Annotated in this window: 10 protein-coding genes and 1 pseudogene; all 11 read left to right on the top strand. The window is 38.4% G+C overall.

Features of this window, described 5'->3' with window-relative positions; translation table 11 throughout:
• The first annotated feature begins 6 nt into the window (after nucleotides 1-6).
• The 11 genes and pseudogenes from AT575_RS07070 to AT575_RS07030 all read left to right on the top strand — a co-directional run bounded on the left by AT575_RS07070 (nucleotide 7) and on the right by AT575_RS07030 (nucleotide 14,762).
• Nucleotides 7-1,014 carry an accessory Sec system protein translocase subunit SecY2 gene (locus tag AT575_RS07070; RefSeq protein WP_245871511.1) on the top strand — a complete coding sequence of 336 codons (1,008 nt, stop codon included), beginning with the start codon at nucleotides 7-9 and terminating at the stop codon, nucleotides 1,012-1,014.
• A gap of 15 nt (nucleotides 1,015-1,029) precedes the next feature.
• On the top strand, nucleotides 1,030-1,956 hold the full coding sequence (asp1, locus tag AT575_RS11005; RefSeq protein ID WP_281254362.1) for an accessory Sec system protein Asp1: 927 nt from the start codon (nucleotides 1,030-1,032) through the stop codon (nucleotides 1,954-1,956).
• Nucleotides 1,943-2,602, top strand: coding sequence for an accessory Sec system protein Asp1 (asp1, locus tag AT575_RS11000; protein ID WP_281254361.1), 660 nt, complete (start codon nucleotides 1,943-1,945; stop codon nucleotides 2,600-2,602). Before asp1 (AT575_RS11005) ends, asp1 (AT575_RS11000) begins: the two co-directional genes overlap by 14 nt.
• Nucleotides 2,589-2,882, top strand: coding sequence for an accessory Sec system protein Asp2 (locus AT575_RS11095; protein ID WP_425444829.1), 294 nt, complete (start codon nucleotides 2,589-2,591; stop codon nucleotides 2,880-2,882). The genes asp1 (AT575_RS11000) and AT575_RS11095 overlap by 14 nt, the downstream gene beginning before the upstream one ends.
• Nucleotides 2,846-4,120, top strand: a complete 1,275-nt coding sequence (gene asp2, locus AT575_RS07060; protein WP_425444828.1) for an accessory Sec system protein Asp2 — start codon at nucleotides 2,846-2,848, stop codon at nucleotides 4,118-4,120. Before AT575_RS11095 ends, asp2 begins: the two co-directional genes overlap by 37 nt.
• Entirely contained in the window at nucleotides 4,120-5,100 is a 981-nt protein-coding gene (asp3, locus tag AT575_RS07055; RefSeq protein WP_102777746.1) for an accessory Sec system protein Asp3, read from the top strand. Before asp2 ends, asp3 begins: the two co-directional genes overlap by 1 nt.
• A gap of 15 nt (nucleotides 5,101-5,115) precedes the next feature.
• Nucleotides 5,116-7,499, top strand: a pseudogene (gene secA2, locus AT575_RS07050) (accessory Sec system translocase SecA2).
• Nucleotides 7,500-7,524: 25 nt separating this feature from the next.
• Nucleotides 7,525-9,030 (top strand): accessory Sec system glycosyltransferase GtfA, encoded by a 1,506-nt coding sequence (gtfA, locus tag AT575_RS07045; RefSeq protein WP_102777745.1) that lies wholly within the window; start codon nucleotides 7,525-7,527, stop codon nucleotides 9,028-9,030.
• On the top strand, nucleotides 9,023-10,342 hold the full coding sequence (gtfB, locus tag AT575_RS07040; protein WP_102777744.1) for an accessory Sec system glycosylation chaperone GtfB: 1,320 nt from the start codon (nucleotides 9,023-9,025) through the stop codon (nucleotides 10,340-10,342). The genes gtfA and gtfB overlap by 8 nt, the downstream gene beginning before the upstream one ends.
• Nucleotides 10,342-10,527 carry a hypothetical protein gene (locus AT575_RS07035; protein WP_102777743.1) on the top strand — a complete coding sequence of 62 codons (186 nt, stop codon included), beginning with the start codon at nucleotides 10,342-10,344 and terminating at the stop codon, nucleotides 10,525-10,527. Before gtfB ends, AT575_RS07035 begins: the two co-directional genes overlap by 1 nt.
• A gap of 164 nt (nucleotides 10,528-10,691) precedes the next feature.
• Nucleotides 10,692-14,762 (top strand): accessory Sec-dependent serine-rich glycoprotein adhesin, encoded by a 4,071-nt coding sequence (locus tag AT575_RS07030; RefSeq protein ID WP_102777742.1) that lies wholly within the window; start codon nucleotides 10,692-10,694, stop codon nucleotides 14,760-14,762.
• Nucleotides 14,763-14,825 lie beyond the last annotated feature (63 nt).

Raw genomic sequence — 14,825 nt, 5'->3', positions numbered from 1 at the left:
TCGACCATGATTCTCTGGGGCTTTTTCTCAACGAGTAAACGATTGAATTTACAAAAAATGTCTATGGTCGTTTCAGACCGCTGGCGTAAAATCATCATGATTATTATTAGTATTATCCAGTCCTTAGGGTTGCTCAGTTTCATGAAGTTTCAAACTTGGATTCTGCCATTTGAACGGATTGGTTTTCTAATGATTGTCGCTTTCCTTTCCATTGCAGGATGTTTTATTATTATGTGGTTGGCCAATTTAAACATGATGTTTGGAATTGGGTCCTCTTCAATTATCATTCTGGTGGGTTTAATTTCTTCCCTACCAGCTCGTTTGTCAAAGGCTATTAGTAAAGACGGTCACATGAACCAGCACTTGTGGGTCTATGGCGTTATTGTTGCCTTTGCGATTATTGCTTTAGTGGTCACTATTTTCCTAGAGAGAGCGGAATATCGGATACCCTTAGAAAGGGTTATGATTCATAATGACTTCGCCCATAAATCTTATATCCCAATCAAAATGAATGTTGCGGGTGGGATGGCGATTATGTACGGGATGACTTTATTGGTTTTACCTCAATACTTATTCTCGGGCCTACAGATGTTATATCCAGACAATAAAACCTTATCTTACTTAGTTTCAAATCTTACTTTATCAAAAACCATTGGTTTAAGTGTTTATTTAGTGATTTTATTCCTTTTAACCATAGGCTTTGCGCTGGTTAATGTGAAACCAGATAAGTTAACCGAAAGTCTTCAAGAAATGGGAGACTATATTCATGGAATTAAACCTGGCAAACCGACTTTTAAATTCCTTAATCGCATTGTTAAACAAGTTGGTTTTTTAGGTGGTTTTTACACCTGCTTTATCATTGGTATCCCTCTAGTTCTTGGACATATCTATAAAATTGATTCGACGATTTCAACTTTACCAGGAACCATTTTGATTTTGTCTACTTTATTATTTACAATCTTTGATCAAGTCGATATGTTACGTATAAACAAACAATACCATGATATTTTATAATTGAGAGAGAACATTATGTACCATTTTATTCCTGCTTGGTATCGCAAAGACCGTGTTTGGTTTGACGATACACAAGAATGGACGCACGTCAATCAATTTCTACAATTTGATGATAGTGTTAACCAAATCCGTGTTTTTTATGAAAACCAAGAGCCAGTTCGGGTCATGGTTCTTCATTATGCACCAAACTTAAGATCCTTCTTACACCAAAAGGGTCTGCTTGAAGTTCCCGTCTGGTCCTTATTCGACCATTTGCAGAATTTTCAGGATCTACAATCCTTTCCGTTGGATTGGCGCAAATTAGATTGGCCTCAGGGGACAAGTTTCATCTACTCACCATTTACAGTAACGGCTTTGCGCCATGAAAGACCTTATGCCAAAATCCAATTTGCCACAAATGGGCATCTCTTCCGAATCCTCCGCTATGAAAAAGATGGTAAGTCCTTAAAAGAAGAGCTGGTTTTTGATGATCGAGGCTTTTTATCTAGTCTTTTAGTTTTTGAAAATGGCCAAGCAGATCATCAGGATTATTTCAATCAGGCGGGCCAATGGTGCTTACGAGAGCATTTAGACCCAGCTGCCGCTGACAGAATTAGCGTCAACCCTGAAGCAGGAACACCGCTAAAAAAATTAGCTTATGCTAATTGGGAAGAGCTGATTTCCGAAACGCTAGAAGCTGAAATCAGTCAACTGCCTGCAGACGATAGGTTAGTCATTGCTGCTCACAAACAACACAACGACTTTTTCAAAGAAACGAAACAGCCTAAAATCTTTTCCTTTTATCAAGAGCGTCAAGACCTTGATTCTGCTAGCGCAGCCGAGAAGGAACTCTTTTCGCAAGCAGAATTCTTGGTCTCTGATGATCAAAAAAACGACCCAGGCTCTGCGATTACTTGCAGAAGAAGGAAACTTTCCGAACATCATTCAGGTGTCTCCATTTGATACCCGCTTTGAATTAGGTTTAAGTATTCGTCAGAAAGAATTAGAAGTCTACCTTTTTGTGGACAATCTTGATGATGCTGAATTAAAAGCTATTTGTAAGGTTATTTTTAAGGAAATGCGCAAAAATGATTTGATTACCTTGACGCTAGGAAGCTATCAACGTTATGGTGATCGCAATCAGATGATTGAAAACATGCTTGAAGAAATGACGGAGCATTATGTTCCTAAGGAAGAAATTCCGGAAGAAGATCAATTGCCAGATAAAGTGGTTGAAGAAGAAGAGCCACGCGCTAAATTCTTAATCATTAAAGAAGAAAATGATGTCATCGCGGCCTTTAAAACCAGTCGGATTATTGTTGACATGGGGATGAAACCGGACTTGTATCACCAGATTGCGGCTATTTCATCGGGTATTCCACAAATTAACCAAGTTCAGACAGATTATGTGACCCATAAAGAGAACGGCTACATCGTGGAAGATATTAAGGGTATCGAAAAAGGCTTGTCATACTTCTTCAAGGGATTAAGCCATTGGAACCGTTCCTTAGTCTATTCGATTGAGAAAATCGCTGAAAATACGGGTCCAGCATTAATTGATAAATGGAAAAATCAAGGGGAAGGACAAATAACAGATGACAGAAGTTGATGTAAGAGTCCTTCAAATTGGACAAGAAGACTGGAGTCAAAAATATGATATTCCAGAACATATGGAATGGTCTTATGGACGTCCAGATAATTATCGTCACTTGCTCTTTGATGAGAAGGGGAAAAAAGTTCGTGCTTTCTCACTGATACTATTTACAGATGAGACGACTTATGAAGAAAGTTTCGATGATCTCTTTTATTTTGCGACACCCTACTCCGTTTTCTACAATAAGAACTTAGGTGATTGGGAGGCCCAGAAAGCCTCTTCATCTCAAGGGTAGCTAAACCAATGGATATGTCAAACCCAGAACATTTGATTCCACAATTGGGACATGACTTTTTCTCCGGACAAGAAGGAGCCAAAGCAGACAACCGCTATGTCAATATTTATGAGGATTTCAAAGGCAAAGTCAGCTATCAGGGCAATAGCTTTATCCATCTTGAAGGCGATTTTGGGGAAGACTTTAAGCCCCTCTTAACCTGGCGCTACAATATTTCATCCCGACCAGGTCAAACACTAGACTTTTGGTTGGAATATTTGAAAGAGGGAGAGGTCAATCTACTTCTTAAAGCCTATCGTTTTATCGGCGGTAGCTCAGATTTAGATGATTCCTATACCTTTACCGAAATTGACATGGAAAAACAGGTCACCATTCCCTCAAAAGAAAAAGAGCATTACCTTTCTTTTGTTCTTTATGCCAAAGGCAATGGTACTTTAAAACTGGGTCCACTACACCAAAGACGAGCTCGTAACGCATATGGAGAGTATATTGCAGGGGGCCAAAGGCTGGTGGACGATCAACGGCAAGAATTAATTGCCTACTTTAGCCCAGGAGACCTAAAACCACCATTAAATGTTTACTTCTCAGGATATCGGACTGCTGAAGGTTTTGAGGGTTACTGGATGATGTCCAAAATGAAGTCGCCTTTTATCTTGATTGGCGACCCGCGTTTAGAAGGGGGCTCCTTCTATATGGGCAGTGATCAATTGGAAAATCAAGTGACGGATTTTATTGAAGACAAACTGGAGTATTTAGGATTCAACAAGAAACAAATGATTCTCTCAGGCCTATCAATGGGAACTTTTGGCGCATCTTATTATGCCAGCCAATTAGAACCACATGCTGTTATCATTGGTAAACCATTGTTCTCTTTAGGAACCATAGCTAAAAACGGTTTTCAAATCCGACCAGATGAATTTGGAACAGCATTTGATATGGTCCACTCTTTGACTAATCAGTTAACGAAAGAATCGATGGAAGAAGTTAACCAGAAATTCTGGAAAGCTATCGAAAAGGCTGATTTCTCTAAAACTCTCTTTGCCATGGCCTATATGAAACATGATGATTATGATAATAATGCTTATTATGACTTCTTAGACTGGTCACAGGGTAAAAATATTAAAGTCATTTCCAAGGGAATTGAGGGACGCCATAATGATAATAGTGCTTCCATTAACCAATGGTTCTTAAATCAATATGCCCGAATCATGAGTTTAGACTTTGGGAGGAAATCATAATGCAGACACAAATGAGAGATATCAGTCTAATTAATTGGGGCCTGCTCAGTGATGCCAGTTACCTGTATGGTGTTGACCTAGACTTTCTAAAGGATGGACGGGTTTCCTTCCACCAAGAATTTTTACCTATTGGAACTGTTATCCATACTTGGCTTTCTGAGGTCAATTATCAGGACCGTCGGGATATTCCCAGGCTACCACTACTAAAGCGTGGGCAAGATTACTGTTTAAAATTAAACTTGGAAACAGTTACGGGACACCAACCTTATCTAAGATTAACCTTTTTTAATCGTCGTAAAGAAGTTGTCGCCTATAAAATTATTAAAGAGGATTCAGCTGAATTTTCCTTGCCTAAGGATTGCTACAGCTATAAGATTGATTTAATTAATGCTGGTAGTCAAAGTTTTGTTTTCGATAGTATTTTACTTTATGCCAAAGAAATGGAAGACCATTTAAGCCAGTCTTACTTTGTCTTGTCAGGGCTTGAAAATAAAGCGGAAAGTGCACCATTAAAGGTTTTCCTCCTTGAAAATCAAGAAGGACAAGTGATGCCTTTTACAGAATCTTATCTCAAAAAGGTTGGCCCAAGTTTAATCGTTGGTTTAACAAGGCTTGATCAATTGGCTTACTTGACGGACACCTTCGTGGATTATGTCGCGAAAGCCATTCACAAACACGCTCCAGAGGCACTGGACCAAGGGCTTCAATTTATTGGCAGTGGTCCTAAGTCTGACCGCGTGGCTATTCTTTTGGAAAATGCTTTTGAAAAGGGTTCATCCAGCCTGACTGGCCCCGTGACATTTGATCAAAAGCTGAGAGCAAGCATTGAAACATCAGAATTAGCTTTGGAATGGGTGAAGGAGCTACTTCAAAACAATCCCTCACTTTCAACTGCGGAAGCGATTCATCAAAAGAAAGATTCTTTGGTAGAGGGTCTTTTGGCCAAAAACCACTATCTGGCACAATTTCAAGAAAAATAATAAAAGGAGCTTACTTTGGGGAGCTTAAGCGAAAAATTTAGTATTAATAGCCTCCGTTTAAGGGCTATCAAAAAAACTTTAAACAAAGTCAATAGCTATCAAGAGATGATGGCTAAGTTGACCGATAAAGACTTGCAAGCTAAAACGCAAGAATTTAAAGACCGTTTAGAGAATGGAGAGACCTTAGATGATCTATTGCCTGAGGCTTTTGCTGCGGTCAGAGAAGCGGATCGACGTATTTTAGGTATGTTCCCTTATGATGTTCAGGTCATGGGAGCTATTGCTCTACACCAGGGATTTATTGCTGAAATGCGCACTGGAGAAGGAAAAACACTTACTGCGACCATGCCTCTTTACTTAAATGCCTTGTCAGGTAAAGGTGTCATGCTGGTCACAACCAACTCTTACCTTTCGAGACGTGATGGTACAGAGATGGGAGATGTCTATCGTTGGATGGGCTTAACAGTAGCACTAGGTGTGCCAGAAGACCCGTTAGAAAAGCTCTCTGTTCCTGAAAAAAGAGCAATCTATGCTTCAGATATTGTTTATACGACACATTCAACTCTAGGCTTTGATTACCTGATTCAGAATTTGGCGGATTCGGCAGCTAAGCAGTTTCTTCGTGATTTTAATTATGCCATTGTCGATGAGGTTGATGAAGTGCTTCTAGATAGTGCCCAGACACCGCTGATTATTTCTGGTTCTCCTCGGGTTCAATCCAACTACTATAACGTTGCCAATACCTTTATCACAACTTTAGAAGAAGACCGTGACTATAAGTTTGATGATGAACGGGCAAATGTTTGGTTAACCAACAAGGGTATTGCTGAGGCGGAAAAATTCTTTGGTCTTGATCATTTATTTGATGCTAAGCATACAGAAATTGTCAGACATATTATTTTAGCCTAAAAGCCCACCACTTGTATGAACGTGAAGAAGGCTATATTGTTGAAAACGATGAAATCATTCTTCTCGACGCTATTAGTGGACGAAGCTTAGAAGGGACTAAGTTACAAGCTGGTCAGCATCAGGCTATTGAAACCAAAGAAGCTGTTGAGCGGACTCCGGAAACCAGGGCAATGGCCAGTGTTACCTATCAGAATCTTTTTAAATTATTTGATAAATTAAGTGGAATGACTGGTACAGGTCGCGTTGCTGATGATGAATTTATCGAAACCTACGATATGCCGGTTATCACTATTCCTACCAACCGTCCGATCCAGAGAATTGACCATAAAGATTTAATCTATACCAGCTTGCCTGAAAAAATTGTTGCTTCAATGGCATTTTTGAAAAAAGTTCACGCCACAGGGCAACCTATTTTGCTGGTTACGGCAACAGTTGAGATGTCAGAGATCTATTCTCACTTACTCTTAAAAGAGGGGATTGCCCATAGCGTCCTCAATGCCTACAATACAGCAAAAGAAGCAGAGATGATTGCTGAAGCTGGCCAAAAAGGCAATGTAACGGTCGTTACGGCAATTGCCGGTCGGGGAACAGATATCAAGCTTGGCAAGGGTGTTGTCGACTTGGGTGGTTTAGCGGTAATTGGTACAGAGCGGATGCCGTCTAAACGCATTGACTTACAGATGCGAGGCCGTTCAGGCCGTCAAGGTGACCCTGGAATGAGTCAATTCTTTGCGTCCCTAGAAGATGCCTTACTCATTAAATGGGGACCAGCCTGGTTGCTTGATTATCTGCGCAAGCAATTACCCAAAATGGAGCCTGAAAATCCAAAACTTTTGAAATCTAGTCGCTACCACCGCATTTTGAATCAAGCTCAGGAAGCTAGTGATAGTCATGGTCGCCAAGCCCGTCAGAATTCGGTTGAGATGGATGAGAGTATCCAGGTGCAACGGGAGATGATTTATAGTTTACGGAATCAGTTGATTGAACAAGAGAAGCTGGAAGATGTTAATTTATTAGAAATATTAGATGAAGTCTTGACCAATTTCCTCAATCAAGAGAAGGAAATGACCGAGGAAAAATTGAGTCGCTATGTCTTTGATAACCTGTCCTATCAGTTTGATGACCATGAGATTGATTATGATAGTCAGGATTCTATGAAAAAGGCTCTTCGCCGTATCTTCTTAAAAGAAATGGAAGACAAGGAGGTGCAGTTTGGAGATAAGAAAGACTATATTAATTTCCAAAGGATGGCCATTCTTAAGGCTATTGACCAGGCTTGGATTGAACAAGTTGATTATTTGCAACAGTTTCGGATTTTAGTGGCCAGTCGTAATTCTGCCCAAAGGAATACAACCTACGAATTTCACCGCGAAGCCTTGCTCACCTTCCAAGAGCTGGAACTTCGGGTTAAAGAAAGTATTATTCGTAACCTTGCCTTAAGTATGCTAGCCTATAACCCTAAAGGCGAGTTAGTTGCCTACTTTGCCTAGAGCTGAAGATTAGAGGAGAGAAATAATGACGCTTTATAATATTAATATGGGGATTGGATGGGCCAGCTCAGGTGTTGAGTATGCTCAAATCTATCGGGCCAAACTCCTGAGAATGATTGGTGAGAAAGGGATTTTTGTTTTCACCGATTTAATTTTAAATGAAAATGTGCAGCATTTGACTAAAAATATCGGCTTTGAAGACGATGAAGTTATCTGGCTTTATCATTATTTTACGGATATCAAATTAGCACCGACTAGTTACACTTTACAAGATGTGCAAAAGTCTATTCCTTACAAAATTGAAAAGGAAGAAATTTCAGGAAAAATCCGTCGCTACTTCTATGATAATAACAAACAATTTGTGACTTGCTATTTGACTGATGAAAGTAAGGATTTTGTTGACCGGGCAGAGTTTGTCGTCAACGGTTGTTTGATTCGTAAGGATTACTATAATTATACCCGCTACTGCACTGAGTATTTCACGCCAAAAGACAACAAGGCACATCTTTACCAAAGACGCTACTTTAACGAAGATGGTAGCACAGCTTTTGACGAAATTGTCGATGGTGATAACCAGATTTACCGTTTTCCAGATCAGATTTTCTTATCAAGACGTGAGCTTTTAACCTATTTTATTAAGTCTCTCAACTTTGGGGAAGATGATATTGTCATATTGGATCGCTCAAGTGAGATTGGTCAGGCTGCTTTGGAAGAAAGAGGCAAAGCCAAAATGGGTAGTGTTGTCCATGCGGAGCATTACAGCAAGAATTCCACAGATGATGATTTTATTCTCTGGAATAATTATTATGAGTATGAGTTCTCGCATGCTGATCAAATCGATTTCTTTATTTGCTCGACGGATGCTCAAACTCAAACACTTCAGGAACAATTTGCGAAATATCAGGGGGGTTCTCCTCGCGTTCTGACCATTCCAGTAGGGTCACTTGATCACCTTTATCGTCCTGAGCAGCGTAAGGCTTTCTCTCTGATGACAGCATCACGTCTAGCCAGTGAAAAACATATTGACTGGTTGGTCCTTGCCGTTGTTGAAGCTAAAAAAGTCCTTCCAGAACTGCAATTTGATATCTATGGTAAGGGTGGCGAAGAAGCTAAACTGACAGAATTAATTAAGACACATCATGCTCAAGACTATATTCGTTTAATGGGACATGCTGATTTGACCACTATTTATCAAGATTACGATGCCTATCTTGCTGGCTCAACCAGCGAAGGCTTTGGCTTAACCTTAATGGAAGCGGTCGGCTCTGGCTTGCCAATTATCGGTTTTGACGTTCCTTATGGAAATATCACTTTTGTTGACCATGAGAAAAATGGTATTTTAATTCCTAAAGATGAATCAGATCAAGTGGATCACATTGTCCGTCAATTTGCAGACGCAATTGTATCCATGTATCAAGATTTTGACATCAAAGAATGGCAAGACCATTCCTACCAAATTGCAGAGAAATTCTTAAGTCAAGAAATTGCTAATGACTGGAAAGAGTTTTTAAAGGAGTTTGCTCATGCTTAATATATTTGATACATACAACCAAGCTGCTCAAGACTTGCATTACTCATTAGTCATGTCAGGTTATACACATCCAACTGTTATTTTGAATGAGAATGGTTTTTTACCAGCCTCTGTGACAACACCTTATGCCTATTTTATGGGTGACGAAGATGTTGAAGAAACAAGAGCACGCTTCTTTAACCAAATAAAAGCTCCTAATTTTTGGGAAATCCAATCCAATAATTCCAATGGAGAAATTGTTGATCACGATATCAAACGGGCCAATATCTTTTATGCTGAACCAACTCATAAACGCTTGGTTAGAGCAGTTGAATGGTTAGACCGTTCTGGAAAAGTCCGTTTGGTTGAGTTCTATAATAAAAATGGTCGTCTTTATGCTCAAAGCGTTTATAATGTCAATCAGGAAGAAGTAATTAAGACTTATTATGACCAAGAAGGTAAAGAGAAAATCGTTGAAAACTTTGTGACCAATGACATTATTTTAAATGAAGGTGGCAAAATCAAAATCTTTAAAGGGAAATTAGAATTTGTCATTTATTACTTGCAAAAACGAGGGTTTGATTTGGATAAAATCATCTATAACTCTCTCGCCCTTCCTTTCCAAGTTTCAATTAATTTGGATAAGCCTGGCCATGATATTTTAGTCTGGCAAGAGCCATTCCGAGGTTCAATTCCAGGCAATATGCAGGCTATTTTGAATGGTACGGTTAATCGCAGCAATCAAGTCATTATTCCTGATCCTAATGATTATCAAGTTTTTCTTGATCTGAATCATGGCCAGCATGACAAAGTGGATTCTTTGGGATATTTATATCCTCTGTCTGCTGAAAAAGAATGGTCAGCGCATGCCTTGATTTTCACCAATAGTGATCAGATTGAACAAATTGAAAATTTAGCTACTAACTTGCCTGATCTTCAATTCCACATTGGAGCCTTAACGGAGATGTCGCCTAAATTACAGGCTATTGGTCAACGTGATAATGTTTCGCTTTATCCGAATGTATCGCAAACGACGATTAAGGATCTTTGGGCACATTGTGCTGTCTATTTGGATATTAATCACGGCAATGAGATTTTGAATGCTAATCGTCTTGCTTTCGAGCATCAGATGCCAATTTTTGCTTTTAATAATACGCAACACGAGAAACTTTATACTTTGCCTGAAAATATTTTTAGTCCAAATCAAGTGACTGAAATGATGGTAGCTATGGCTAAATTAAAAGATCAAAATCATTATAAAGAACTTGTGAAACGTCAATTAGCCTTTGCCAATCATACAAGTCCGGAAAGATACAAGGAGGTTATTGGCTGATGGATGATAAAAAGAATTTATCATTTTTGGAGGATGATATTGAGAAAAGATTAAAAAAATCACGACAGAAACTGCCTGAAAAGAAGAAAAATGATGTCCGAAATTACGCTTATGTTTTACTGGGTTCGGTCATAGTTATCAGTGTTATTATGGGATTGCTTAACACTTTATACAGGTTATTTTAATGAAATAAGGGAAACTGTGGAAATACAGTTTTTCTTTTTAATCTATATTGATTGACTTTTATAAATTCTTATCATAAAATGAAATTACCTTTTATATTTAAGATAGTTTTTTTAGTGGAGAATAAAAACTATGTTCATTTAAGGTGAGAGAGAGAGGACAAAAAATGTCGAAAAAACAAATTAACTCGGATTATATCCAAACCGAGTCTAAATCACGTGTAAAATTACACAAGTCGGGTAAAAACTGGGTTAAAACAACCCTTAATTCATTTGGCTTACTTCATTTATTTAGAGGTGCTAAAACAGAAGAAGGTGTTTTAGATACTGAACTGAATCTTGAAGTAGGCTTTTCGTCTGCCCATTTGTTTAAAGGTGCAGCTGCAGCAGGTGCACTAATCGGTGGCGCTGCAGTAACGCAAACAGCTTATGCAGCAGAAACAACAAGTACTTTACCAGTAACTTCAGAAGTAGCAACTACTGGAACAACACAAGTTGATTCAACTGTAGTCGCTTCAGCTAGTGCATCAGACACAACACTGGCTTCACAAAGTACTTCAGCTTCAATCAGTCAATCTGAATCTGAAAGTCAAAGTAATTCTGTTTCTTTATCAACAAGTAGCTCAGAATCTTTAGCAACAAGCACATCTGCTAGCCAATCAAGTGCCGCTTTAAATTCACAAGCTTTAGCTCCAAAAACTTCTAATACCACAACAGCACCAGTTGCGGCAGCAACCACAAGTGGTTTAGCTGTTAACGAAGCTATCACAAATGTTACTGTTACTCAAACAGATTTGGGTGCTTATGATATCAATGGTAATTTTATTGCTGGTTCCGCCGGTGATGGGACAGTAATGCCTACTGACGGGGAAGCAATCGCATTTGATATTAGTTTTAATGTTGTTGATGCGGCAACTGCGGGTGATCAATTTACAGTTCAATTTTCAGATACTGTAAAAACTAACGATTTAGCCTATACTGGCGAAGTATACACTCCAATTGATATCACAGATGCTTCTGGTGAAGTAATTGCAACAGGTACATATGATCCAACTACAAAATTAATTACATATACTTTTACAAGTTATGTAGATAAATATGAGAATGTAAAAGCAGTCTTACATCTAGAAAAGTATATTAATCGTGATGTCGTTTTAGAAAATAATACATCTGTACCAGTAACATACACAGTTGGTACGACAAGTTCTACTGCAAACTATAATGTTGTCTATTCAACACCAGAGATTAATGCTCCTGCTGAAATTCGTTCAAGTTTCACTTCTGTAAATGAAACGACTGGACAAATTGAACAAACTTTTTATGTTAACCAAGATAACTATACAATGAGTTATCCGATGTTTAACTTGACAACTGATCTAAACGCACCTACTGCAAATGTAATTGATGGAAATACTGTCATTGAAGTTTATCGAGTACCTACTGGATATAATTTACCAGACAGTATGGAAAGTATTGATTATAGTGCTTTAACAAAAATGCCAGTAACCTTGGAACCTTCTGGGACTAATGAAGCTAATTTTTATTTAGATCCAACTCTTAGCTCAGATTCAAGTGCCTATGTAATTAGAGTTGTAAGTAATTATGACACTATTAGTCCGGATCCAGTTATTCAAACTGGTACAATCATTACTTCTGGTGTCAGAGCTGAATATACTAATGGACTTCAGTTCAATTCAGACACTTCAGGTGGTTCGGGTACTTTATCATATAAAATTGGTAACTATGTTTGGGTTGATACAAACAATGATGGTATTCAAAATGAAGGTGGCACGACCGGTTTAGCTGATGTGTTAGTAACTTTAACTTACCCTGACGGGTCTACTAAAGCTGTTCGTACAGATGCGACTGGTTACTATGAATTTACTGGACTCACAGATGGTGAAACATATACAGTAAGTTTTGAAACACCCACTGGGTACTTACCAACAATCTCAAATACAGGCGCAACTACTGATGCACTTGATTCAGATGGAGCTAGTGTAACAGTAACTATTCAAGGTGCAGATGATATGACATTGGATACTGGATTTGTAGTTGATTCAACAACTTCAATCTCAGTAAGTACCTCTGAATCAAACTCTACAAGCACTAGTACCTCTGAAGTGAATTCATTATCAGACTCTACGTCAGTTTCAGAGTCAACAAGTACTTCAACATCAATTTCTGATTCTACGTCAATTTCAGAGTCAACAAGTACTTCAACATCAATTTCTGATTCTACGTCAATTTCAGAGTCAACAAGTACTTCAACATCAATTTCTGATTCGACATCAGTATCAGATTCAGTAAGTACTTCAACAAGTCTCTCTGATTCAGTAAGTACTTCAACAAGTCTCTCTGATTCAGTAAGTACTTCAACAAGTCTCTCTGATTCAACAAGCTTATCAAACTCAGTAAGCACGTCAACAAGTGTTTCTGACTCAACAAGCACATCGACATCATTATCAGACTCTACATCTGTTTCAGAGTCAACAAGTACTTCAACATCAATTTCTGATTCGACATCATTATCAGATTCAGTAAGTACTTCAACAAGTCTCTCTGATTCAACAAGTACATCAGCATCACAAAATTCAGGTTCTGATAGCGATTCAACAAGCTTATCAAACTCAGTAAGCACGTCAACAAGTGTTTCTGACTCAACAAGCACATCGACATCATTATCAAACTCTACATCTGTTTCAGAGTCAACAAGTACTTCAACATCAATTTCTGATTCGACATCATTATCAGATTCAGTAAGTACTTCAACAAGTCTCTCTGATTCAACAAGTACATCAGCATCACAAAATTCAGGATCAGATAGCGATTCAACAAGCTTGTCAAACTCAATCTCAACATCAACAAGTGTTTCAGATTCAGTAAGCACATCAACAAGCGTATCTGATTCAACATCAGTATCAGATTCTACATCAATTTCAAACTCTCAAAGTACGTCAACATCAACAAGTACATCATTAAGTGAATCATCTTCAAATACAGGCTCAGAAACACCAAAAGTTTATAATATCGGTGACTATGTATGGGAAGATACTAACAAAGATGGTATCCAAGATGCTGGTGAACCAGGAATCTCAGGTGTAACAGTAACTCTTACAAATCCAGATGGAACAACTAAGACAACAACTACTGATTCAAATGGTTACTATGAGTTCACAGGTCTTAATGATGGTGATACTTACACAGTAGATTTCCAAACACCAAATGGTTATAAACCAACTGTTTCAAACAATGGCGATGATTCTAAAGACTCAGATGGCGCAACAGTAACTGTAACTATCCATGGCGCGGATGATCTTACTTTAGACTCAGGATTTGTTAAAGATCTTCATACTATCGGTGATACTGTTTGGGAAGATACTAATAAAGATGGTATCCAAGATGGTGGTGAACCAGGTATTCCAGGCGTAACAGTAACACTTACAAATCCAGATGGCTCAACTAAGACAACAACCACTGATACAAATGGTCATTATGAATTCACAGATCTACCTGATGGTGATTATACTGTAACCTTCGAAACACCAAAAGGCTACACACCAACAACATCAAATACAGGTGATGATACAAAAGACTCAGATGGTCAAGTCGTTAAAGTAACTGTTAAAGGTAACGATAACCCAACAATTGACAGTGGTTTTGTCAAAGAATCATACACTATTGGTGACTATGTCTGGGAAGATACTAACAAAGATGGTATCCAAGATGGTGGAGAACCAGGAATTCCAGGTGTAACAGTAACACTTACAAATCCAGATGGAACAACTAAGACAACAACTACTGATACAAATGGTTACTATGAGTTCACAGGTCTTAATGATGGTGAAACTTATACTGTAACTTTTGAAACACCAAATGGTTACAAACCAACTGTTTCAAACAATGGTGATGATTCTAAAGATTCAGATGGCGCAACAGTAACTGTAACTATCCATGGCGCAAATGATCTTACTTTAGATTCAGGATTTGTTAAAGAAGTACCGACACCAGGAAGCGAAAGTGCTTCAGAGTCAACAACGACTTCAACATCTCAATCACAATCTCATACACAATCAACTTCAACTAGTCAATCTAAAGCTTCAGAAGCACCAAAAGCTAGTGCAACAGCTCTTCCACATACAGGAGCAGCAGAAAACACAGGACTTTATGGTTCAGCAGCTCTAGCGATTTTAGCAGCATTAGGACTTGCTGGTAAGAAACGTAATGAAAACGACTAAGAAGTAGTTGTAAAAAAATCTATAAATTTATAAAAGATTAGAAACCAGCTAAGAAGAGATTCT

The sequence above is a fragment of the Streptococcus penaeicida genome, from assembly GCF_002887775.1.
Lineage (GTDB): Bacteria > Bacillota > Bacilli > Lactobacillales > Streptococcaceae > Streptococcus > Streptococcus penaeicida.
This window is presented reverse-complemented; position numbering and strand designations above follow the sequence as displayed.

Coding starts and splice junctions, on each gene's coding strand:
- AT575_RS07070 (WP_245871511.1), top strand. CDS start 7: ATGATTCTCTGGGGCTTTTTCTCAACGAGTAAACGATTGAATTTACAA.
- asp1 (WP_281254362.1), top strand. CDS start 1,030: ATGTACCATTTTATTCCTGCTTGGTATCGCAAAGACCGTGTTTGGTTT.
- AT575_RS11095 (WP_425444829.1), top strand. CDS start 2,589: ATGACAGAAGTTGATGTAAGAGTCCTTCAAATTGGACAAGAAGACTGG.
- asp3 (WP_102777746.1), top strand. CDS start 4,120: ATGCAGACACAAATGAGAGATATCAGTCTAATTAATTGGGGCCTGCTC.
- gtfA (WP_102777745.1), top strand. CDS start 7,525: ATGACGCTTTATAATATTAATATGGGGATTGGATGGGCCAGCTCAGGT.
- gtfB (WP_102777744.1), top strand. CDS start 9,023: ATGCTTAATATATTTGATACATACAACCAAGCTGCTCAAGACTTGCAT.
- AT575_RS07035 (WP_102777743.1), top strand. CDS start 10,342: ATGGATGATAAAAAGAATTTATCATTTTTGGAGGATGATATTGAGAAA.
- AT575_RS07030 (WP_102777742.1), top strand. CDS start 10,692: ATGTCGAAAAAACAAATTAACTCGGATTATATCCAAACCGAGTCTAAA.